This window comes from Kribbella sp. NPDC050281 (assembly GCF_040655855.1).
GTDB lineage: Bacteria > Actinomycetota > Actinomycetes > Propionibacteriales > Kribbellaceae > Kribbella.
Genome location: NZ_JBFAKS010000019.1, coordinates 20084 through 40607 on the forward strand (window position 1 = coordinate 20084; position 20524 = coordinate 40607).

Sequence of the window (20524 nt, forward strand, 5' to 3'; positions counted from 1 at the left end):
GTGCGCATGAACACAACCGTCACCGAACGGATCGCCGAACTCACTGTTGCACGAGTGCCGTTCGTGCACGCGACCGTCGTCCGCGCGGAGCACCCGACCTCCGCGCGGCCGGGTGACGACGCGGTCGTACTGGCGAACGGATCGCTGGAGGGATTCGTGGGTGGCATCTGCGCCGAGGGTTCGGTCGTGTCGGCCTCACTCGCGGCTCTCAGCGAGGGCCGGGCCGTGCTGCTGCGTGTCGTCCCCACGGCGGCGGATGCGTTTCCGGAGGTTCCCGGCGCCGTGGTGGCGACCAATCCCTGCCTGAGTGGCGGCTCGCTGGAGATCTTCCTGCAGCCACAGATCCCGCCGCCGTTGCTCGGCATCTCGGGCGCGACCCCGATCGCTGAGGCGATGGTCGCGGTCGGAACCGCGGCCGGCTTCGCCATCGAGCGGCTGGACGGGACCCAGCCGCCGTCGCCGGGCACGCTCGCCGTGGTCGTGGCGGGGCTCGGCCGGGACGAGACCGACCCACTGCGGGCGGCGCTGGACGCCGGTGTCGGCTTCGTCGGATTGGTTGCCAGCGGCAAGCGTGGTCGCGCGGTGCTGGCCGAGCTCGGCCTGACCGACGAGGAGTCGGCCCGCGTCCGGACACCCGTCGGCCTGGACCTCGGCGCGGAGACCCCCGGGGAGATCGCCCTGTCCGTGCTCGCGGACGTTGTGCGCTCGATGCGGCAGAACGGTCTCCGCCCCGCCCAGCTTCCGGCGGAGGACATCGCCGTACAGGTCGTGGATCCGGTGTGTGGGATGTCGGTGCTGATCAAGTCCGCTACGCCGTACCTCGAGGTCGACGGCACCACCTACTGGTTCTGCAGCCAGGGGTGTCGTGACGCCTACGCTGCGCAGGTCGCGGGTTGACCGGCATGTTCGTGACCGGACTGGTGCTCGCCGCGGGTGGGTCGCACCGACTGGGTCAGCCGAAGCAGCTTCTCCCGTACGGCGGTACGACGCTGCTGGACGCCGTACTGCGAACCGCGCGGGACTGTGCGTTCGACCAGTTGCTCGTCACGCTGGGCGGTGCGGCCGAGGATGTCCGCGCGACGGTCGACCTGAGCGGGGCGACAGTCGTCCTGAACCCGTCGTACGGCAGCGGCTGCTCGTCCTCGATCGTCTCGGCGCTCGACGTTGTCGACAATCAGACGACCGGAATTGTGCTGATGCTCGGCGACCAGCCCGGAGTCCGGGTCCGATCCGCGCGGTCGGTGATTCAGGCGGAAGCACCGATCGCCGTCTGCCGCTATCGCGACGGGATCGGTCATCCGTTCTGGTTCGCCCGATCGGTGTTCCCCGAGCTCGCGAAACTGCACGGGGACAAAGGGGTCTGGAAGCTGATCGAGTCGGGCCGTCACGCCGTTGTCGACGTACCGGTGGACACGGAGGTGCCGGCGGACGTGGACACCTGGGACGACTACGAAAGTCTGCTGGCACAGGGGACCGAGCGATGACGGCACCGTTCCGCGACATCGACGAGGTCGTCACCCGATTCGACCAGGCCGGCCACCTTCTCGACGAAGGCACCGCGACGGCGCTCTACCTCGCCTGCACGCTCCCCCGCCCGCTGCTGCTCGAAGGCGAGCCCGGTGTCGGCAAGACCGCGTCGGCGCTCACCCTGGCGAACGTTCTCGGCACGTCCCTGATCCGGCTGCAGTGCTACGAAGGGCTGACCGCACGCGAAGCGCTGTACGAGTGGAACTACCAGCGCCAACTGCTGGCGATCCGGCTGGCCGAGTCCAGGCACGACAGACTCCAGGACACCGACCTCTTCACCTCCGAGTTCCTGATCGAGCGCCCGATCCTGCGCAGTGTCACGGCGACCGGCCCGGTGCCACCGGTGCTGTTGCTCGACGAGATCGACCGGGCCGACGACGAGTTCGAGGCGCTGCTGCTGGAGTTCCTCGGCGAAGCGTCGGTGACGATCCCGGAGCTCGGCACGTTCGCCTCCGCCCGGCCGCCGTACGTCGTCCTCACGTCGAACCGGAGCCGCGAGCTCCACGATGCGCTGCGGCGCCGTTGCCTCTACCACTGGATCGAGTTCCCCTCACCCGGCCGCGCGGTGCGCATCGTCCGGCGCCGGATCCCGGCCGCCGCCGAACCGCTCGTGCGCAGTGTCACCGACTTCGTCGGCCGGGCCCGGCAACTCGACCTCGACAAGCCGCCCGGGCTGGCCGAGACGATCGACTGGGTCGCCGCGCTGAGCGCGCTCGGAGTGACCTCGCTGGGTCGCGACGACGCGCTCCGAACGCTGTCGGCGATCGCCAAGTCGCCCGACGACGTGGACGCCATGACCGAACTGTTCGAACCGAGCGAGGGGACAGCATGAGGATCACCCACGAGTTCACCGTGAGCGTGCCGCCCGCCCAGGCGTGGGCTGTGCTGACCGACCTCGAGGCGATCGCGCCGTGTCTGCCGGGTGCCCAGCTGACCGGCTTCGACGGCGAGAACTACCAGGGCAAGGTCCGGGTCAAGCTCGGTCCGGTGGTGAGCGACTTCGGTGGTACCGCGCGATTCGAGACCAAGGACGACGCGACGTACCATGCGGTGATCGATGCCAAGGGCAAGGATTCGCGCGGGTCCGGGAACGCCTCCGCGCGGATCACCGCGGACCTCACGCCCGACCCGGCCGGCACCCGGGTGAGCGTCGACACCGACCTGAGCATCTCCGGCAAGGTCGCCCAGTTCGGCAGCAGCATGATCAAACAAGTCTCGGAGAAGCTCCTCGGAGAGTTCACCACCTGCTTGGAAGCCAAGCTGGCAGCGGGCGCACTGGGCGCCGAGCACCTAGCCGCAGCTGAGCCCGCGCCCAGCCGGGTCGGCGGGGATGGACAGGCAGGCGATCGCGCGGTCGATACGGTGGCGTCGGACGAGGCGGACTCGCCGCGAGCCTCGGCCGTCAGCACCGAGCCGGCTCCACTCGACCTGATGCACCTCGCCGGCGGCTCGGTGGCACGGCGGTTGGTGCCTGTGCTGATCGTCGTCGTGATCGTGGCGGTGGTGATCTACTTCCTTGTCCGATGATGCCGTCCTCTTCCGTGCGGTCGACCGCGCGTCGTTCGCCGTGGCGTTCTCCGAGCGACTGCGAACCGCGGGCATCTCCGTCGACCTGACCGCGACGGAACTCTTCACCGAGGCACTGACGGTGCAGCCGGCGGACAATCAGCGCCGTCTGTACTGGCTCGGCCGAGTCACCTTGGTACGCCGCAGACAGGACCTGGACAGGTACGACGCAGTGTTCGCCGCCGTCTTCGCGGACACGGTTGTCGCAGTCGATCCGCAGTCCCGACGCCGGCCGCTCGACTCCGCCCCCGACCGCGGCACCAGCCATGGGATCCCACCATCAGCCATGGTTCGCGACGGCGCAGGCCTGCCCTGGATCACCATGCCCACCGCCGCCACCGGCCGTGCCGAAGACGCGAACACCGGCCTTGCTGTGCCCGAACGACTGCCGAGCGCACTCACCGGTCTGCGCGACACGCCGTTCGACGCGCTCGACCCGGTGCAACTCGCGGAGGTGGGTGCGTGGCTGGAGAGTGCTCGCGAGCACTGGCCGACCCGTCGTACCCGCCGCTTCGCAACCCGCAGCCGCGGCACGATGATCGACCTTCGGGCCACGATGGCGCGGTCGCGCAGCACGGGCTGGGAGCCGACCGAACTGGTTCGCACCGGCCCGGTGCACAAGCCGCGGCGCCTCGTCATGCTGTGTGATGTCAGCCAGTCGATGCAGGCATTCATCACGCCGTACCTGCATCTGATGCGGGCGGCAACGATCAGTGCCGGAGCGGAGGTGTTCGCCTTCGGAACGACCTTGACGCGGCTGACCGCCGTACTCGCACATCGCGATGTCGCGGTCGCGGTCGATCAGGCGTCCACTCTGGTCGCGGACCGCTTCGGTGGAACCCGCATCGCCACCAACGTGGCCGGCCTGCTGAAGTCCAGGTACGGCGCACTCGTCCGCGGCGCCGTGGTGATCATCGCCTCCGACGGTTGGGACAGCGACGACCCCGAGCAGTTGGCCCGGACGATGGCACGACTGTCCCGGCGCGCCCATCGGGTGATCTGGATGAATCCGCGCGTCGCGGCTCCCGGCTACCAGCCACTCACCGGCGCACTGGTCGCGGCCCTGCCGTACTGCGACGCCCTGCTCCCGGGCAACACCCTCGACGCGCTGGCCGAGGTGGTCAACTCCACAAGGTGACGTGGATCGACGGCCGGAAATGCCCGATCGTCACGCCCGATCCCCGCAACATCGCCTGGGTGGCGCGCGGCGTGGTGATGAAGCGCGTCAACTCGGCGGCGGCCGGTACGACGGCATGCGCCGGCAACGTCATCGCCGACCAGACCCCGCCCATCGTCAGTCCACGACCGGTGACGATCGTCAACCGGCCGTTCGAGACGTCGCCGGCGACCGCGGACGACAAGGCCACCGCGACTCCCCCATCACGTTTGGCCTCCTCGATCGCCGCCGCGTGGCTCTGGAAGATCCGTTGCCTCTGCTCCGGCACCTCCAGCTTGCGCAACATCGCCGCGACCGCGCCGTCAGTGACCGCCGAGGGGCCGAGCAACCACGTCTGCTCACGCAGCATCGCCGGCCGGGCCGGGCCGATCGCGGCCGGATGCTCGCTGTCGGCAACCACCACGAGCCGGTAGTTGAGGAAGGGGACGCGGCGGATCAACTCGGGCAGGCCGGGCGGAACCGGGCCGAGGGCAACGTCGACCGAACGCTCGGACAACAGCGCCGCGAACTGGCGCGGATGATGCACACTCAACTCGACGTCCAGGTCATCCGCTCGGCCGGCGAACAGTTCGATCAGGCCCGGGGCGGCGTACTCGGCGAACAGGGTCGAGGCCGCGATCCGCATCAGCCTCCGGCCGCGCCCGGCCTGGCTGACCTCCTGGATCGTCCGGTTCTGCAGTCCGAGCAACTCCACGGCACGGCTGGCCAGCCGCAGGCCGCCGGGAGTGAACGCCAGCCCTGACGCCGTCCGGGTGAACAATTGGTCGCCGAGTTCCTTGCGCAGTTGGGCAACGTGCAGGGAAACGGCCGCCTCGGTGACCTCGAGTTCAGCGGCGGCGGCCTTCACCGAACCGAGGCGCACGACCGCGGAGAACGCGCGAAGCTGAGTAGGCGTCATCGTCTCGCCATCGTAGAGCCGCCGCCCGGCTCTCGCCGCGTGCCGGTCGGCACGACGATCAGCTGACTCCCGGAGCAGAGGCGATCTCGAGGCGGATCGGGAGGGTCTGGTAGCCACGCAGGACGAGCCTGTCCCGGCGGACAGGCGCCTGGGTGGGGTCTGCTGAGAGGTTGCGGAAGCGGGCAAGGAGGCGTGGGAACGCGACCGACGCTTCGAGTCGGGCGAGGCTGTTGCCCAGGCAGATGTGTGGGCCGGCGCCGAAGCTGAGGGGTTTGTTGTCGGCGCGGGCCGGGTCGAAGTGATCGGGGTCGTCGAAGCGGACCGGGTCGCGGTTCGCGGCTCCGAGCAGCAGGACCAGGGCACTGCCGGCGGGAATTGAGAGGTCACCGACGACCAGTCCGCCGGCGTGTGCGATCCGGGTGGCGACCTGCACCGGGGAGTCGAAGCGCAGTACCTCTTCGATGAAGCCCGCGGCCGTCGTCTGATCAGAGCGCAGAGCAGCGACGACGTCCGGATGCTGGTGCAGGAGCGCCAGGCCGTTGCCGAGGAGATCGGTGGTCGTCTCGAAGCCGGCGACCAGCAGCAGGATGAGGTTCGCGAGCAGTTCCTCGTCGGTCAGGCGGCTGTCGTCCGCGTCGTTGACGGCCACCAGAGCGCTGACAAGATCGTTGCCCGGCGCCGCGCGACGTTCGCTGATCAGATGCGTGAAGTAGCTGCCCAGTTCGCGTGCAGCCGCGTCAGCGGGGCCGGCGACGCCGCCGGACAGTTCCAGCGCTGCCGTCAGGTCGGATGCCAGCGGGCGGAAGCGGTGCCGGTCCTGCACCGGGACGCCGAGGAGTTCGCAGATCACAGTGACCGGCAACTGGAACGCGAACTGATCCATGAAGTCCATGGTCTGACCGTCGGCCCCAGACTTGGCGAGCCCGTCGAGCAGGTTGTCCACAGCGTTCAGAACCGACGGCTCCAGTGCGGCGACTCGGCGCGGCGTGAACACCTGGGAGATCAAGGAGCGCATGCGGGCGTGGTCCGGTGGGTTGGCCCGCAGGATCGACCGGTTCATCGACAGGAGGGCGTCGGCGCCGGCCGTCGTCGTGGAGTGGCTCGGTGCCGCGTCCGGGAACCCGAAACCTGGGTCTCGGAGCACCTGATTGACCTCCGCGTAACCGCACACGAGGAAGACGTCGTCGGTCACGGCGAGGACCGGACCGATTCCGTGCGCCGCGGCGTACAGCGGGAACGGGTCGGCCCGCCCAGCCGGCGACAGCAGGTCCTCGATGATGGTCGTCGCAGCAGTGACGGAAGTCCGGGAGGCAGCCATGACTAGGCGGCCGAGACGGGAGGCAGGGTGAGGTCGTTGGCTGCGGCGCGCCCCAGTTGGACGAACCCGACCGCGTACAGGGTGGCGCCGGCGACTTCGAAGATCTGAATGAGCCCGAATCGCGGGCCCGACGTGAAGATGAACAGCCCGCCGATCGTGTAGACCGTGGCGCCGACGCCGAGCAGTACGCCGGTCCACCGCAGGCCAGGTCGATTGAGCGTGCGGGCCAGCAACAGATAGCCGAGTGGAAACACGACCAGGGCCGGAATGACGATCAGAGCGGCGGGCGTGTTCAGGTCGGCCGGTTCGTGCACCAGGCTTGGCTCGTACTCCGCTCGGACCGGGTTGTGCGATCCGTCGAAGATGATCAGCGCGAACCACAGCAGCGCGCCCGACAAGGCCGCGTACCACGCGCGGAGATCTCGCCGCCGGGTGACCTGGGTCCCCAACGCGATAACGCTCGCCAGACAGATGATCTGCAGGAACAGGCCTGCTGCCTGGATGTCGTGCGTGAGCCCGTACCGCTCCCCGACGGCCGCGATGCTCCACCCGTCACGGGCGGGATGCAGCAGCGTCCCCAGCCAGAACAGCGGTCCGCCGATCAGCGCGGTCAACCTTGCGGTGGTACGCAACTGCCGGCGTATGACGCCGGCCTGCACAACGGTCTCGCTCATGGATCGGATCTCCGTTCGAGGGCATCACTAGAGTGTTGCTCTAGTGGATCACTAGAGCAACACTCTAGTCAACTGCTAGGCTCCGACCATGAACGCGAGCGGGACCACCAGCAGAGCGGACAAGACGCGCGCCAACCGACGCCGGATGCGCACGGCGGCGCTCGGTCTGTTCACCGCGCGTGGATACGCCGCCACCTCGATGCAGGCCATCGCCGACGAGGCCGGAGTGGCGGTGCAGACCCTCTACTTCACCTTCCGCACCAAGCGGGCCCTGCTCAGCGAGATCCTCGACACCGCGGTTGCCGGCGACGAGGAACCCGTGCCGACCCTGGAACGCCCCAGGGTGCGCGCAGCGATCTCCGAGGCCGGCCAGCGCGAGCAACTTCGCGAGCAGGCGCGACTCGCGCGCGAGATCTACCGACGCGTCGCCCCCGTGCTTCAGATCGTCGCCAGCGCCGCCACCGCCGACCCTGAGCTCGCCGATCTCTGGGAGACCAACAACACCCAGCGCGCCATCGTGATGGAGCAGCTCATCACTGCGCTCGCAGCGAAAGGCCCCCTCCGCGACGGCCTCGACCCAGCCATGGCGACCGACATCGCCCTCGCCCTGCTCAGCCCCGAGATGTATCAGTACCTCACTGAACGGCGCGGTTGGAGCCCCAGCCGATGGGAGCGGTGGACGGCCGACGCCCTGACCACCCAACTACTGCCCGCCGAGTAGTTGCCGGGAGCAACCGCAGCGCGTGGCCCTGAACCGTCTGGCTCAGGCGAAATACCCACCGCTCACCACTGGTGGGCGACGTCGACGACGATGCGGCTGGTCCGATTCAATCGAACAACTGACGGAGCTCGCGCCGCCGTTTTTCGATCCTGCGTTGCCTCAGGGCGCGGCGCTCCTCCTCGGACAGCCCGCCCCAGACCCCCGCCTCCTGCCCGGTGTTCATCGCCCACCGACGGCACTCGTCGAGCACACCGCAGCCACAGCAGATCTGCTTCGCCTGTTCGATCTGGGCTATCGCGGGCCCCGTGGTCCCGATCGGGAAGAACAACTCCGGATCCAGGCCCGCGCACGCAGCGCTGAACATCCACCTCCCGGACGTCGCCCCGGCAGCGGGCAGGTCCATCGAGAGACTCATCGTGCGGCTCCGTTCTCCGCGGGACAGCTCATTCCAGCCAGACTGACTTGCCTCTACCAACGTGTCGTCGCAGGCAGCACCCCATGCGCATTGCAGCCAGCAGGAACAAACGACGGCCCGCTGGCATCCATGAGGGCGACCGCAATGGGGAGATAGCGCTGACCCGCGGCCGCTTGCCCGCCGACCGGTTACCGCTGACCGGTAGCCGGGAGTGGTGGTCGCCGGGATGCCGGGGCCGATTCACTCAGCCGATCGTGGTGCTCGTACGACAAGGACCTCGGTCCACTCGAGGAGGCACTGGTGCGATGAGTCGGGCAGCGGCCTTAGGCCCGGGCCAGCTGGTCGCCGACCGCTACCGCGTCGGGTCCCCGCTTGGTTGTGGCGGCCTGGCAGAGGACGAGGTGCTCCAGCGGCCGGTGGCGTTGAGGGGTTACCACGTGCGCGAGCCGGATCGGGACGATGCGGGGGTGCTCAACGAGGCTCGCGCGGTGGCCCGCGTCGATCACCCGGGCCTCGTCCGGATCTACGACGTCGTCCGCCAGGGCGATGTGCTCTGGATCGTGATGGAACCGCTGACCGGCCGCTCGCTCGCGCACGTGCTCTCCGTCGATGGACCCCTGCCGATCCACCGGACGACCGACATTGGCCTGCGGCTGCTCGACGTACTGAAGGCTGTGCACCAGGCGGGGATTGTGCACCGAGACGTCAGACCGGCCAACGTCCAGGTCTGCGCGGACGGCAGAGTCGTCCTCACCGGCTTCGGCATCGCGTCGTTCTCGGGCGTGCCCACCGACACTCGGTCCGGGACTCCTGGCTACATCTCGCCGGAGCAGGCCCGGGGGCGCAAGCCGGATCCCCGGGCCGACCTGTACTCCTTCGGCGCGACCCTGTTCGCCGGCGTCGAGGGCCACCCGCCGTTCGACCGTGGCGACAGCTTTCTCGCCGTACTCCGGGGCACGCCACCCCGGACCGGTCGCCTGGGCCCGATCATCGACGGGCTGCTCGCCAAGCACCCTGAACGCCGACCGACGGCGGATGAGGCCAAGGCCGCGCTGACGGAGATCCGTCAGCTGGGCAGCGAATAGCCAGAGTCAGCGGGCGCTCCTCACGGGGACGATGGCGAACGCCCCGACGATCGCGCACACTCCGGCAACGCCGTACAGCACGCCGTAACTGCCACCGCCGACCGCCAGGATGGCCGGAGCGACCGCCGCCGCGACAGAACCTGGCAGGGCGCCGGCGATATTGAGTACGCCGAGGTCCTTGGCCGCGTTGGCCTTGTCCGGCAGGACGTCGATAACGAGCGCCAGGTCGACGGCCATGTAGATGCCGAATCCGAGACCGCCGATCGCCATCCCGATGAGATAGCCGTTGACGTCGACGGCGACACCGATGACAAGCATCGCCAGCCCGTAGACGATGGACGCACTGAGGACGAAGACCTTCCGCCGGCCCGTCCAGTCGGACAGCCGGCCACCGATGAGCGAAGCAACGACGATGACGCTGGACTGGATCAGCGTGCCGAGGAAGATCTGTCGCGGTACGTCGGCCTCGGCGCTGCCGATCTTCTCGAGCAGGTAGTAGGCCTGGTAGGTGAACAGGAAGGCGTACGCCAGCACGAACAGGAACCGGCTGACGAAGACCCAGGCGAAGTCCGGGTTCTTGCGCGGTGAGACGTAGAACGTGCCGGCGAACTCTCGCAGCGACCAGGGCGGCCTGTCCGCCTTGGCCAGTCGCCGATCGTCGAGAACCGCCGCGAACAGCAGGATGAAGAACCCGCCGATCACGCACGGGGCCAAGAACATGAGGACTTGATTTCCGGTGAACAGCTTGACGAGGAAGGTCCCGCTGACCGAGGCGATCGGCAGACAAGCTCCCAGTACGCCGGCGACCACGCCGCGTTGCGCCGTTGGGACCTGATCCGGCAGGACCGCCACCTGGACGGCGAGCAATGCGTTGAAGAACAGCTGGGCAGTGCACCACCCGACGAGCACGATGAGGATGTTCGGCGCCACCGCGACCACGAGAATGCCCAGCGAACCACCGACCAGGCCGATGACCATCCACGGCCGCCGCATGCCCAGCCGGGACGACGTACGGTCGCTCAGCTTGCCGAAGAACGGATTGCAGACCATCGCGACCAGGCCACCGATCCCGGCGACCAGGGCCAGGCTGCTCGGCGCCTTGTCGATCCCCACCAGCGAGTTCACCTTCAACGCCAAGGTGACCAGCAGCGGTGCGATCAAGACCAAGCAGGTACTCAGATACGCCAACGTGTACAGCAGGATGAAGCCCCATCCCACCCGATGCACCTCGGCGCCTGCAGTTCGGGCGCTCCCCGCCCGGCCGGAAACCACTGACATCCGCACATCCCCCCTCTTCAAAGTCCACCCACCGGGAGTTCCGGTCAATGGGGGGAGCGCTATCGCAGCTGCTCGAGATGGGTGAAGAGGTCGTCGAAATCCCACCGGAAAGTGGTGTTGGTCATGGCAACCATCGCGAGTCGCCGGTGCGGGTAGATCCGCATGGCGTTCCAGAAGCCGCATCCCGTCCCGTAGTGCTCGACGTACGCCGGAGTGCAGTCGGCGCTGGCCGGGGGACGAAACCAGCCGATGCCATGGTCGAACGGCTTCCCGGGCGCGCTGATCGTGCGCATCGCCTCCACCTGCTCGTAGGGCAGAAGGGGTGATCATCCGACGGGCCTGCACTGTGGACGGCTGCGAGCAGTGCCGCGTCGGTCACGGTCCCGACCAGACCGCCGTACGCCGGGCCGCTGACGAGGAAGGGGCGCAGAGCGGTGTGGCCGGCAACTCGGTTGCCGACGATCCCGTTGGGCAGCGCCCAACGAAGTACCGGAACCGCGGCGGGGTTGAGGCGGACATAGCCGATGGATCGAGGACCGCTCGCCTGGAACTCATAGCCGGTGTTCTTCATCCCGAGTGGCTCCAGGACAGACCGGTGGACATGGTCCTGGACCGACTCCCCCGTGACAGCCTCGATGACCTTTCCTGCGAGGAGATACCCGATGTTCGAGTACGCCGCTCGACCTCCGACTGCTCTCCTGGGCGATCCGTGCTTCCCGACAATCCGGTCCAGCAGGGCCGGGTCCTCGCGATCACCCTCGGGTCGGACCCAACGGATCGGGAGCGGGTTCGCCAGGCCGGCGGTGTGAGTCAGCAACTGGCGCGTGGTTGGGTGCCCATGTTCGGCAGACGGCCGGTAGCCGGGAAGGTAGGTGCCGATCGGTGTGTCGAGGTCCAACTTGCCGTCGACGTGCAGCCGTACGACGGCTGTCGCCGTGGCGATCTTGGTCATGGAGAACCACGGGTACTGGTCGTCGACGGTGGACTCGCGGTGCTCCGCCAGGTCGGCGTACCCGACTGTCCCGGCGTACAGAAGTCCTTCAGGTCCGGCGACGGCAAATGACAGCCCGGGCACCTTTCCCTTCGCGGCGACCTCTTGGGCGAGGCGTTGGGCAACCTCGGAGTTCATGACCGCCTCCCCGAGACAACCGCGACCAACGCTGTCAGCAGGAGCACAGCGACCAGTCCGGCCAGCTTCCGCCCATCCCCCTCGAGAAGTCCAGCGACAACGCCTCCGTCGTTGTTACTGCGGTTGAGACCACCTGGCCGGATCGGAGGCCTTGACCGGGTCGGTGCCTAGGATCTGGGGATGCTGCCGATACACGTGACGGTGTGGGATGACGGTGAATCCTCGGCTGACCAGGTGATCCTGATTCACGGCACGTTGTCTTGGGGACAGGCGTCGTACGCAGGGCAGCGGGAGCTTGGCCGGGATCTGCGGATTCTTGTCGTGGACCGGCGGGGGTTCGGGGAGAGTCCGGACACGGAGATGAGTGACTACGACGTCGACGCGGACGACATCACCGGCCTGATGGACAAGCCGAGTCACCTGGTCGGGCACTCGTACGGCGGCGTGGTCGCGATGCTCGCTGCCACGCGCCGGCCCGACCTGGTCGCCTCGCTGGCCCTGATCGAGCCGGCGGCGCTGGCTGTCGCGACCTCGGATCCGGTGGTTGCGAAGGCACTCGAAGGCAACCGCCGCTACTGGCCGAGTACCCAGTCGATGACGGCGGAGGAGTATCTCCGGGTTGTCTGGGGTGATCAGCCGGTTCCCGAGCCCTACGAGTGGTCGCTGCGCGCCGCTGGTTCGGCGCTCCACGAGCGGCCGTGCTGGAACGCCGACGTATCGCTGGAGCCGATCCGCTCCGCGACGTATCCGAAGCTGGTCCTCGCCGGCACTTGGGAGACAGCCGCGGCTGACTACCGCGCCGCGGCCGGCGAAGCACTCATCGCCACGTCGAGGTTCATCGCGACGGAGACCGGCGCCACCTTTGTCCAGGTCGAGGGTGCTGACCACTCCCCCCACCAGCAACGCCCCGACGAGGTGAACGAGCTCCTGCTCGACCTGTGGCAACCGGCAGACCCACCGCCAGGAAGTGGCACCACGCAGCGGCGCGCACTACGCTCCGACGATGGAACGGAGTGAGGCGGCCGAGACTCGCGAGCAAGGCGACCGGCGGTCGCTGTTCGATCGGTTCGTGCAGACGGCCTACCTCCGCGTCAGCCAAGCCCCGTTCTTCTTTCTCTGCGCCGGGATCGTCATTGTCTGGCTGGTCAGCCTGCCGTTGTGGGTGGATCTGAAGTCTTGGCAGGTCGCCATCCACACAGTCGCCAGTGTCATCACCCTGCTCCTGCTGGTCCTGCTCGAGAACGCCGCCCGCCGGGCCGAGGAAGCGTCCCAGGAGAAGCTCAACGTGATCGCCGAGGCCCTGGCCGAACTGATGGCATCACAGTCCCGCACCGACCCGGACCTCGAGGAAGCCACCCAGAAACTCCGCGACGCCATCGGCCTCGAAGCCCGCCACTGACATGCCGAACCACCCCACAGGCCGAGGCTTGCTGGTGCTGATGTGCGGTACGGCGTACTCCGGCAAGAGCACCTATGCGCAGGCACTCGCGGCGAAGGTTGACGCGGTGGTGGTCAGCCTCGACGAGATCAACGAACGCCGTGGGCTATGGGGCGGTGACGGGATCCCGGTCGAAGAGTGGATCCGCACCCACGAGCTCGCCGGCGCCGAAGTCCGCGCTCTGCTCGCCGCCGGTCGGACAGTGATTGTCGACGACACCAGCTCGTTGCGCTCGCTGCGCGACGGCTGGCGATCCCTGGCCGCCGGCGCCGAGTTCTTGCTCATCTACCTGGACGTCAACCACACCACGATCCGCCGGCGCCAGGCCGGCAACCGGATCAGCGGGGCTCGGGGCGACGTGACGGACGGGGTCCTGGAACATCATCTTGCCGACTTCGAACCACCCGGCCCCGATGAGAGTCCGGTCCGCGTCTGAGCATGTGAATGCGTATCAGGAGCGGGACCTTCTGCATCCAGTCGGGGAACGCGCGCTTGCGCGGAGGGGGACGCATCGCCATGAGTCGCACAACGGACGGACCGGGGTAGACCTATGTACCTGCCGCCGGTCCTCCGCCCCCTGGCCGCCGCGAGCGCGACCACCTCAGGGGTGCGGCGCATCGCGGAGGCTCCGATTTCCGTGGTTCGCGGGGCACCGGGTTCCTACGCCGCCGAGCGGCTGGCCGGCGTGGTCGACAGTTGGCAGCGGCTGCACGATTGCGTCTGGTTGCGCGCCGACGACGTACGCCCGACGGAACTGGCGCAGTCCTTGGCCGCGGCCTGCAAGCATCGCTGGTCACCTGCCGAGCCGGAGACCGGGCGACTGCCGGCTGCTCGACTCGGCGCCGAGATCCAAGGAGCACCGGAAGGCGCCGTCATCGTGCTCGAGCTCGGCAGCCGAATGACTCCGGGCGTCGCCCGGCTGGTCAAGGCGATCCGGCCGGCCGTCATCGATCGGGGCGTCAGGATGGTGGTGGTCGCCGAGGGCTGGTTGCATCCTCAGCTCGGCCGCGGACCGGACTGCGTGGTGCCCGCGTCCGATCTGGTCGACGAAGCCGCTCTCGAGGAGTACTGGTCAGCCCAGAGCCGGGCACGTCTACTCAGGTACGCCGGTCGCCACGCGGCTGTTCTCGGAGACGTACTGACCGCCGCACAGCTGTGGTCGCCGGACGCAGTCGACGAGGCGCTCGGCTCCTCACACAGCCTGTCATCGCTACTCGGCCGCCTCACCGCGGGATTACTCGAGCAACTGACACCAGATCAGCGGAGCGCTCTGCAGGTCGCGCTGACTGTCGGCTATTGGCATCCGCAGATGAGCACCGGCCCGATCGCCTCCGGCCAGCTTCGACCGTGGCTGGTCCCGATGGAGCAGCAGTGGGGTTGGTTGCGCCCGATCTGGCGTCCATCCCTTCGGCGAGAACTGACCCGGCCGACGGAGACCAAGCGACGCTGGTTCAGTAGCGAACGACCGGTGCCGGCGGACCCGGAGAGCCTGCACAGCTCCCCCGCCGTCCGAACGGTCCCCGCGCCAAGGTCTGCTCGAAGCGCGGCTGCTCGGCCCTCTCGAGGTGCGGGTCGATGGCTCGCCAGTGACGTCCTGGAACGGCCAGAGAGGTACGAGCGTCCTTCGGTATCTGCTCTCCCGCCGGCATCACGCCTGTGCCAGGGACGAGTTGCTCGAGGAGTTCTGGCGCGACGTGCCGACGTCCGCCGCACGCAACCGGCTGCAGGTGGCGGTCAGCGGCCTGCGTCGCGCCTTCCTCGACGTCACCGCTCTCAACCTCGTGGAGTACGCCGACGGCCGGTACCGGCTCAACCCGGACCTGCTCGTCGAGGTCGATGTCGAGACCTTCGAGCACGGACTGCGTACCGCCGCCGCGGCTGAGCGGGCGCACCTTCACGAGGAGGCCAGAACGGCGTACCAGCAGGCGATTGCGCTCTACAGTGGCGATTTCGCCGCGGATGCGCCGTTCGAGCAATGGACCTTGCTGCCGCGGGAGAGCCTGCGTATCAAGCTGGTCGACGCACTGGACCGGTTGAGCCGCATCGACTTGGCCGATGGCCGAGTGGATGACTGCATTGCCACCGCGCATCGGATGCTGGACATCGACCCGTGCCGCGAGGACGCGCACCGACTCCTGATGCGGTGCTACGCAGCCCAGGGACGGACCTATCAGGCGGTGCGGCAGTACGAGTTCTGCACGCGGATCCTGCGGGTCACGATCGACGCCAGCCCTACACCCGACACCACCGTTCTCTACGACGTGATCCGGAACGGTTCCGCGGCGGAACTGGCCAAGCTCCGCTGACCGGGCCGCGTCCCCTGGCTCGGAGACGCGACCCGGTCCGCTACGCGAGTGTCAGAGCCGGAGGCCGCTCGGCGTGCGTCCCACGGTCACTGCGGGTCCTCGACCTGGATGATCGGACCCTCGTTGAACCCGGTCATGTCGAACCCCGGGGTGCCCAGGTTGCTGTCGAGGAACACCGAGACCACCACTTTGTAGATCCCGCTGACCTGGCTGCGAGGGTTCCCCTCGTCCAAGGTGTTCGGCGGAACGTTGAGCTCGACGGCGTAGTTCGAGACGGCCGGGTCGGCGTTCACGGTGTTGTCGGCGGCCAGCAGAATCTCCGGGCCACCGCCCAAGGACTCGGCGAACGCCTGGACGTTCCACTGGCCACCGAGGGCGGCCAGCCACAGTGGCCGCAGCGGACCGGTGACCTCCCACTTCACGCTGATCTTGAACGCGTCAGTGCGGTCCAGGACATGGTTGCCGACCTGGAACGGCGGGAACTCGCCGGCGGGGTCGATGATCGTGACGATGGTGACTTCGCCCTGGATCAGGCCGGGAATGTTGGGATCGAACTGCTGCATGACATCTCCCCAAGTGGGTGGGCGGCCCGGGATGGGCTCGCCTCACGCAGAGAGTGCAGGGCAACGCTGAGTGAACCGCCACAGTAGCGCTGAGCGGCGGCGCTCAGTCTTGACTAAGCGGAAACGCGCAGGTCAGCCGCCGATTCCGGCCTCGATCTCGAGGCCCTGGGTGCCGCCGGAGTGCAGCGCGAAGAAGTCACCTCGGTCGAGCACAGTCAGTCCGCCCGACCGCTTGAGCACCAGGCGACGACCACAACCGTCGTACGGGCAGACGAACAGAAGCTCAGCTCCGTTGTCCGCCTCGAGAACCATCCGGTGCTGGTTCATAGTCACACCTCCTGGGCATGGCGATCACTGCGAGCCACTGACCGCCCACCCAGGACATGTACCCGGGAACGTTCGTCACCAGTCCTCGCGCCGGTGGTGGATGATGTGCGGGTGTCTGTTGATGTTGCCGCGCTGGCTCGGGAGCGATTGGCGTTCGACTCGTTGCGGCCGGGGCAGGAGGAGTCGGTCCGGGCGGTGCTCGACGGGAAGGACACGCTCGCCGTACTTGCCACCGGGACCGGGAAGACCGCGATCTACCAGTTGGCCGGGCTCGCGCTGGGTGGAGTGACGATCGTGCTGAGCCCGTTGGTGGCTCTCCAACGCGATCAACTGCGGGCGTTGTCCGAACACCCCGCAGGCGTCGAGGTCGCGGAGTTGAATGCGAGCGATTCCGCCGGCCGCCGGATGGCCCACGACATGCTGTCCAACGACCGGCCCGGATTCGTGCTCCTGTCGCCGGAGCAGCTCACGCATCCCGACGTACTCGACCTGCTGGCCGCGTCCCGGCCGCGGCTCGTGGCCGTCGACGAGGCCCACCTCGTGAGCGAGTGGGGCCAGGACTTCCGCCCCGACTACTTGCGGCTCTCCGCCGCCATCCGCGCGATGCAGCGGCCGCCGGTCCTCGCGTTGACCGCGACTGCTGCCCCACCGGTGCGCAAGGAGATCATCCACCGGCTGGAGATGCGCGACCCGGCCGTGGTGGTCGGCGGTTTCGATCGGCCGAACCTCAATCTCGCGGTGTTCACCTTCGCCGACGACGAGACCAAGAACCGCCGGCTGCTCAGCCATGTCCGGTCATCGCGCGGACCAGGCATCGTGTACGTCGCCACGCATCGCCACGCGGAGGACCTGGCGCACGAGTTGGCGATCGCGGGCGTCCCGGCGCAGGCGTACCACGCGGGACTGTCGGCCAAGCAACGCCGCGAGGTGCAGGACAGCTTCCTCGCCGACCACTGCCGGGTCGTCGTCGCCACGATCGCCTTCGGGATGGGCATCGACAAACCGGGCATCCGCTGGGTCAGCCATGCCGAGGCACCGGGCTCGATCGACGCGTACTACCAGGAGATCGGGCGCGCCGGCCGCGACGGCGAACCGGCCGACATCGAACTCTTCTACCGCCACGCCAACCTCGGCCTCAACCGGTTCTTCGCCTCCGGAGGGGTCACCGACGCAGACCTCCTCGCCGTTGCCACGGCGATCGACGAGCACCGCCCGGCGGACATCCCCGAACTGGCCGCCGCGAGCGGCCTCAGTCCGGCCCGGGTCGAACGCGCTCTCGGGCGGCTGACGGATGCCCGGATGGTTGCCGTCAACCACCGTTTCCACCTGTCCGCCCGAGTCGACGTCGACCGGGCCGTCGCCGCCGCCTCGGCAGTCGAGCACGATCGCCGCGAGGCCGCCCGTTCCCGCGTCGAGATGATGGCGGCGTACGCGGAGTACGGCGGCTGTCGTCGCGAATGGCTGCTCAGCTATTTCGGCGAGCGGTACGACGGCCCGTGCGGTAACTGCGACAACGACCTCGCCGGCCGCACCGCGACCCCAGCCGCCGACCAACCCTTCCCGGTCGGCAGCAGAGTGACCCACCCCACCTTCGGTCCCGGCCAGGTCGAACACTACACCGGCAATGCAATGACGGTCCTCTTCGACCGAGTCGGCTACAAGGAACTCCGGACCGCCTTCATGATCCACAACCACCTGCTCAAACCTGAGTCGTGAGCTCCGCGACGGCGGAAGGATCCAGTGATCGGCCGGCGTCAACGGCGTCGTCGTACGCCTCCTCGCCGAGGGCTGTCCGCGCCGACTGCTCGGCCGCGGCCCGGAGGTGCTCGTCGGGGAGGTAGAAGGCATAGACGTCAGCGCCGACTGTCTCCCGCAGACCGGTGGCCGCCCCAAGAAGGGTGGCGACCCGAAGGTGGCCGCCTTCTCGCGACTCGATGACGGCGAGGGTCTCCACGAAGTACGCCAGGTTGGCGAGGTCGCGAATGTCCCGCGAGAGCGTGATTCCTTCCCTGACGCGATCGCGAGCAAGTGCGTAGTCGCCCAGTGCGAGCGCAGCCTGCGAAAGGTTGTACAGGGCAACGTACGTCGACAGTCGGTCGCCGCGCGTTCGGGCCAGCCGGAGACCGCGCTCGATCTCCGGAACCGCGGTGGCCGGTTCGCCGCGCAGCAGGTGCACTCCTCCGAGCCAGACGTGAACGAGCGAGGCCATCCACTCCGACCCGCGATCCGCGAGCGCGAAGTCGAGGGCGGCCCGGAAACAACTCTCGGCGGTGTCCAGGTCGCCGTCGGCGAGGGCAGAGAGCCCAACGCCGGCACGGGCCTTGCTGCGGACCTCCGGGTCGTCCTGGTCGGCCGCCACCCGGTCTGCCTCGGCCCAGTACGCCGCGGCGGCCGCGTGGTCGCCGCCGGCGTACGCCATGGTGGCCGCGGCGAGGTTGGCACGGCTGCGTTCCCACGGCGGGAGGTCGACCGTCAGGCACTGGTCGGAAAGGCGTCGACCAACAGTCACTTGCCCGCGCATCCACCAGTAGAGCCACATGAACCACGTGATGCGAGCCGCGGTCGGACCGTCACCGGCGTCGAGGGAGCGTTCGATCGCGACGAGGATGTTGGCCTCCTCCTGCTCGATCCGTGCGAGCCATTCCACCTGGTCCGCGCGTTCGTAGCCGGCCGCCGCCTGCTCGGCCAGGCGCAGGTACACGCGCGCGTGGGCGGACCCGACCCGGGCGCCGCGGTCGCCGACGAGAAGGCTGCGGGCGTACTGCGCAACGGGTTCGAGCAGGTCGAGGCGAGGACCACGGACGTGGACCAGCGAATGCTCGGCGAGCTCGCGGAGGACTCCCAGCACAGCGCCGGTGGCGAACTCGCCGGTGGCCTCCGCCACGGCCTCGACTGCCTCGAGCGTGGCGCCGCCGCGGAACACGCCAAGCATCGTGAAGAGCTGCTGCTGCTCCTGATCGAGCAGACCGTAACTCCAGTCCAGCGTGGCGCGCATGGTGCGTTGCCGCTCGGGCAGGTCACGGGCTCCCGACGACGTGCCAGCAGACTCCAGCCGTTCCAGGAGTGCCGCCGGAGACAGCAGCCGAAGCTGCGCGATGGCGAGCTCGATGGCCAGAGGCAAGCCGGCGAGACGGTGACACAGTTCGGCGTACGCCGGTACGTCGTCCGCTGCTGGTCGCGCTCCTGCCGACTGTGCTCGATCCAGCACCAGAGCCCCAGCAGGATGGGCACGGAGCTCGTCGACGGTGTTTGCCCCGCGCAACGGCAGCCCGAGCGGCTCCACGACGTACTCGTGCTCGCCCCTGATGCGCAGTGGTGAGCGGCTCGAGACCAGCACGGTGACCGCGGGGCACAGCGCGATGAGGTGCCCGACCTCGACCGCGGCGCTGAGCAGGTGCTCGAAATTGTCGAGCACCAGGAGGAGCTGAGAGTCCCGCACGTGGGCAGCGACCAGGTCGAAGGCGCCCGGGGCGTCGATCCCGGCGATGCCGAGCGCGCGCCCGATCGTGGCCACGACCGTCGACGCGTCGGCCAATGGTGCAAGGGAGATCCGTACGACGCCGTCCGCGAAGTCGTTGCCGAGGACGTCGGACACCGCGACCATCAGCCGGGTCTTGCCGACTCCCCCGGGCCCCGTGAGCGTCACCAAGCGGGCACCGGAACGGATCAGCTCGGCCACGGCCGTGATGTCCTCGTCGCGTCCGAACAAGGGCGTCGGCGGGATCACCAGATCTGCCGGCCGGGCCGTGGGCTGGGCAGGCGGTGTGCGGCGTCGTACCGCCGCGACCAGCGACGCGCGCTCGTCCTCGGAGGCGTCGAGAGCGTCCGCGAGTGAGCGAACCGTGTGCGGGTACGGCCGCGTCCGGGTACCGCGCTCCAGCGAGCTGACGGCATGCGGAGTGAGGTCGGCGCGCTCGGCGAGCTCTTGCTGGGTGAGACCGGCGCGTTCACGGAGCGTGCGCAGCACGACACCGAATCGCGTGTCGGTACTGGCCCCGTCCCCCGGCATGCGACTCAGCATAAGTCGGGCAGCCCCCGAACTGTACGAGCAGTGTGCGAGTGCTGCCCGTGGTCTGTGGCGCGCTCGAGCCCGAGTCTGGAG

21 protein-coding genes and 1 pseudogene are annotated in these 20524 nt (G+C 68.6%); 12 read left to right on the plus strand and 10 right to left on the minus strand.

Annotated features, from left to right (window positions below; translation table 11 throughout):
* The first annotated feature begins 6 nt into the window (after positions 1-6).
* Genes AB0I34_RS21340 through AB0I34_RS21360 form a run of 5 tightly spaced genes read left to right on the plus strand, consistent with a single transcriptional unit; the run spans position 7 to position 4231 of the window.
* Entirely contained in the window at positions 7-897 is an 891-nt protein-coding gene (locus AB0I34_RS21340; RefSeq protein ID WP_360447435.1) for an XdhC family protein, read from the plus strand.
* Positions 898-902: 5 nt separating this feature from the next.
* On the plus strand, positions 903-1484 hold the full coding sequence (locus tag AB0I34_RS21345; protein WP_360447437.1) for a nucleotidyltransferase family protein: 582 nt from the start codon (positions 903-905) through the stop codon (positions 1482-1484).
* Positions 1481-2359, plus strand: a complete 879-nt coding sequence (locus tag AB0I34_RS21350) for a MoxR family ATPase (protein WP_360447439.1) — start codon at positions 1481-1483, stop codon at positions 2357-2359. Before AB0I34_RS21345 ends, AB0I34_RS21350 begins: the two co-directional genes overlap by 4 nt.
* The gene (locus AB0I34_RS21355; RefSeq protein WP_360447441.1) at positions 2356-3054 is read left to right on the plus strand and encodes an SRPBCC family protein; all 699 of its coding nucleotides are present in this window, start codon (positions 2356-2358) and stop codon (positions 3052-3054) included. The genes AB0I34_RS21350 and AB0I34_RS21355 overlap by 4 nt, the downstream gene beginning before the upstream one ends.
* Positions 3044-4231, plus strand: a complete 1188-nt coding sequence (locus AB0I34_RS21360; RefSeq protein ID WP_360447443.1) for a VWA domain-containing protein — start codon at positions 3044-3046, stop codon at positions 4229-4231. Before AB0I34_RS21355 ends, AB0I34_RS21360 begins: the two co-directional genes overlap by 11 nt.
* Here the strand turns inward: AB0I34_RS21360 and AB0I34_RS21365 are convergent.
* From AB0I34_RS21365 to AB0I34_RS21375, 3 genes are read right to left on the minus strand one after another with little or no spacing between them, the layout of a single operon-like run.
* Positions 4215-5168: a LysR family transcriptional regulator gene (locus AB0I34_RS21365; RefSeq protein ID WP_360447444.1), complete on the minus strand. Its 954-nt coding sequence runs from the start codon at positions 5166-5168 to the stop codon at positions 4215-4217. The genes AB0I34_RS21360 and AB0I34_RS21365 overlap by 17 nt on opposite strands.
* Positions 5169-5226: 58 nt before the next feature.
* On the minus strand, positions 5227-6486 hold the full coding sequence (locus tag AB0I34_RS21370; RefSeq protein ID WP_360447446.1) for a cytochrome P450: 1260 nt from the start codon (positions 6484-6486) through the stop codon (positions 5227-5229).
* Positions 6487-6488: 2 nt separating this feature from the next.
* Positions 6489-7160, minus strand: a complete 672-nt coding sequence (locus AB0I34_RS21375; RefSeq protein ID WP_360447448.1) for a hypothetical protein — start codon at positions 7158-7160, stop codon at positions 6489-6491.
* 88 nt (positions 7161-7248) lie between these two features.
* Between AB0I34_RS21375 and AB0I34_RS21380 the strand changes: the two genes are divergently transcribed.
* A complete protein-coding gene (locus tag AB0I34_RS21380) occupies positions 7249-7881 on the plus strand; it encodes a helix-turn-helix domain-containing protein (protein ID WP_360447450.1) in 633 nt (210 codons plus the stop codon).
* Between the two features lie 106 nt (positions 7882-7987).
* Here AB0I34_RS21380 and AB0I34_RS21385 read toward each other — a convergent pair whose 3' ends face one another.
* Entirely contained in the window at positions 7988-8245 is a 258-nt protein-coding gene (locus AB0I34_RS21385) for a WhiB family transcriptional regulator (protein ID WP_360447642.1), read from the minus strand.
* 356 nt (positions 8246-8601) lie between these two features.
* Between AB0I34_RS21385 and AB0I34_RS21390 the strand changes: the two genes are divergently transcribed.
* On the plus strand, positions 8602-9381 hold the full coding sequence (locus tag AB0I34_RS21390) for a serine/threonine-protein kinase (protein WP_360447452.1): 780 nt from the start codon (positions 8602-8604) through the stop codon (positions 9379-9381).
* 6 nt (positions 9382-9387) lie between these two features.
* On the opposite strand, the gene AB0I34_RS21395 is transcribed toward AB0I34_RS21390, so the two are convergent.
* The 3 genes and pseudogenes from AB0I34_RS21395 to AB0I34_RS21405 all read right to left on the minus strand — a co-directional run.
* Positions 9388-10599: an MFS transporter gene (locus tag AB0I34_RS21395; protein ID WP_360447454.1), complete on the minus strand. Its 1212-nt coding sequence runs from the start codon at positions 10597-10599 to the stop codon at positions 9388-9390.
* 119 nt (positions 10600-10718) lie between these two features.
* Complete coding sequence (locus AB0I34_RS21400; protein ID WP_360447648.1) at positions 10719-10952, minus strand: hypothetical protein; 234 nt, start codon at positions 10950-10952, stop codon at positions 10719-10721.
* A 122-nt stretch (positions 10953-11074) separates the two neighbouring features.
* Positions 11075-11788 (minus strand): annotated as a pseudogene (locus tag AB0I34_RS21405) (serine hydrolase domain-containing protein); the annotation flags it as partial.
* A gap of 180 nt (positions 11789-11968) precedes the next feature.
* Here AB0I34_RS21405 and AB0I34_RS21410 point away from each other — a divergent pair.
* The 4 genes from AB0I34_RS21410 to AB0I34_RS21425 all read left to right on the plus strand — a co-directional run bounded on the left by AB0I34_RS21410 (position 11969) and on the right by AB0I34_RS21425 (position 15532).
* Positions 11969-12805, plus strand: a complete 837-nt coding sequence (locus tag AB0I34_RS21410) for an alpha/beta hydrolase (protein WP_360447456.1) — start codon at positions 11969-11971, stop codon at positions 12803-12805.
* A complete protein-coding gene (locus AB0I34_RS21415; protein ID WP_360447458.1) occupies positions 12792-13187 on the plus strand; it encodes a low affinity iron permease family protein in 396 nt (131 codons plus the stop codon). The genes AB0I34_RS21410 and AB0I34_RS21415 overlap by 14 nt, the downstream gene beginning before the upstream one ends.
* A gap of 34 nt (positions 13188-13221) precedes the next feature.
* Complete coding sequence (locus AB0I34_RS21420; protein WP_360447644.1) at positions 13222-13662, plus strand: ATP-binding protein; 441 nt, start codon at positions 13222-13224, stop codon at positions 13660-13662.
* A 1150-nt stretch (positions 13663-14812) separates the two neighbouring features.
* A complete protein-coding gene (locus AB0I34_RS21425) occupies positions 14813-15532 on the plus strand; it encodes a BTAD domain-containing putative transcriptional regulator (protein ID WP_360447460.1) in 720 nt (239 codons plus the stop codon).
* Between the two features lie 86 nt (positions 15533-15618).
* Here the strand turns inward: AB0I34_RS21425 and AB0I34_RS21430 are convergent, their stop codons facing one another.
* Both AB0I34_RS21430 and AB0I34_RS21435 read right to left on the minus strand, forming a co-directional pair.
* Positions 15619-16095 (minus strand): hypothetical protein, encoded by a 477-nt coding sequence (locus tag AB0I34_RS21430; protein WP_360447462.1) that lies wholly within the window; start codon positions 16093-16095, stop codon positions 15619-15621.
* A 132-nt stretch (positions 16096-16227) separates the two neighbouring features.
* The gene (locus AB0I34_RS21435; RefSeq protein WP_131515165.1) at positions 16228-16422 is read right to left on the minus strand and encodes a hypothetical protein; all 195 of its coding nucleotides are present in this window, start codon (positions 16420-16422) and stop codon (positions 16228-16230) included.
* A gap of 111 nt (positions 16423-16533) precedes the next feature.
* Between AB0I34_RS21435 and AB0I34_RS21440 the strand changes: the two genes are divergently transcribed.
* Positions 16534-18138 (plus strand): RecQ family ATP-dependent DNA helicase, encoded by a 1605-nt coding sequence (locus AB0I34_RS21440; protein ID WP_360447464.1) that lies wholly within the window; start codon positions 16534-16536, stop codon positions 18136-18138.
* Here AB0I34_RS21440 and AB0I34_RS21445 read toward each other — a convergent pair.
* Complete coding sequence (locus tag AB0I34_RS21445; protein ID WP_360447466.1) at positions 18122-20431, minus strand: helix-turn-helix domain-containing protein; 2310 nt, start codon at positions 20429-20431, stop codon at positions 18122-18124. The two genes, AB0I34_RS21440 and AB0I34_RS21445, sit on opposite strands and share 17 nt — an antisense overlap.
* Between the last annotated feature and the right edge of the window lie 93 nt (positions 20432-20524).

Excerpts from the sequence above, each read along its gene's own strand:
- AB0I34_RS21340 (WP_360447435.1), top strand. The coding sequence starts at position 7 with ATGAACACAACCGTCACCGAACGGATCGCCGAACTCACTGTTGCACGA.
- AB0I34_RS21345 (WP_360447437.1), top strand. The coding sequence starts at position 903 with ATGTTCGTGACCGGACTGGTGCTCGCCGCGGGTGGGTCGCACCGACTG.
- AB0I34_RS21350 (WP_360447439.1), top strand. The coding sequence starts at position 1,481 with ATGACGGCACCGTTCCGCGACATCGACGAGGTCGTCACCCGATTCGAC.
- AB0I34_RS21355 (WP_360447441.1), top strand. The coding sequence starts at position 2,356 with ATGAGGATCACCCACGAGTTCACCGTGAGCGTGCCGCCCGCCCAGGCG.
- AB0I34_RS21365 (WP_360447444.1), bottom strand. The coding sequence starts at position 5,168 with ATGACGCCTACTCAGCTTCGCGCGTTCTCCGCGGTCGTGCGCCTCGGT.
- AB0I34_RS21370 (WP_360447446.1), bottom strand. The coding sequence starts at position 6,486 with ATGGCTGCCTCCCGGACTTCCGTCACTGCTGCGACGACCATCATCGAG.
- AB0I34_RS21375 (WP_360447448.1), bottom strand. The coding sequence starts at position 7,160 with ATGAGCGAGACCGTTGTGCAGGCCGGCGTCATACGCCGGCAGTTGCGT.
- AB0I34_RS21380 (WP_360447450.1), top strand. The coding sequence starts at position 7,249 with ATGAACGCGAGCGGGACCACCAGCAGAGCGGACAAGACGCGCGCCAAC.
- AB0I34_RS21385 (WP_360447642.1), bottom strand. The coding sequence starts at position 8,245 with ATGTTCAGCGCTGCGTGCGCGGGCCTGGATCCGGAGTTGTTCTTCCCG.
- AB0I34_RS21390 (WP_360447452.1), top strand. The coding sequence starts at position 8,602 with ATGAGTCGGGCAGCGGCCTTAGGCCCGGGCCAGCTGGTCGCCGACCGC.
- AB0I34_RS21400 (WP_360447648.1), bottom strand. The coding sequence starts at position 10,952 with ATGCGCACGATCAGCGCGCCCGGGAAGCCGTTCGACCATGGCATCGGC.
- AB0I34_RS21410 (WP_360447456.1), top strand. The coding sequence starts at position 11,969 with ATGCTGCCGATACACGTGACGGTGTGGGATGACGGTGAATCCTCGGCT.
- AB0I34_RS21415 (WP_360447458.1), top strand. The coding sequence starts at position 12,792 with ATGGAACGGAGTGAGGCGGCCGAGACTCGCGAGCAAGGCGACCGGCGG.
- AB0I34_RS21430 (WP_360447462.1), bottom strand. The coding sequence starts at position 16,095 with ATGCAGCAGTTCGATCCCAACATTCCCGGCCTGATCCAGGGCGAAGTC.
- AB0I34_RS21435 (WP_131515165.1), bottom strand. The coding sequence starts at position 16,422 with ATGAACCAGCACCGGATGGTTCTCGAGGCGGACAACGGAGCTGAGCTT.
- AB0I34_RS21445 (WP_360447466.1), bottom strand. The coding sequence starts at position 20,431 with ATGCCGGGGGACGGGGCCAGTACCGACACGCGATTCGGTGTCGTGCTG.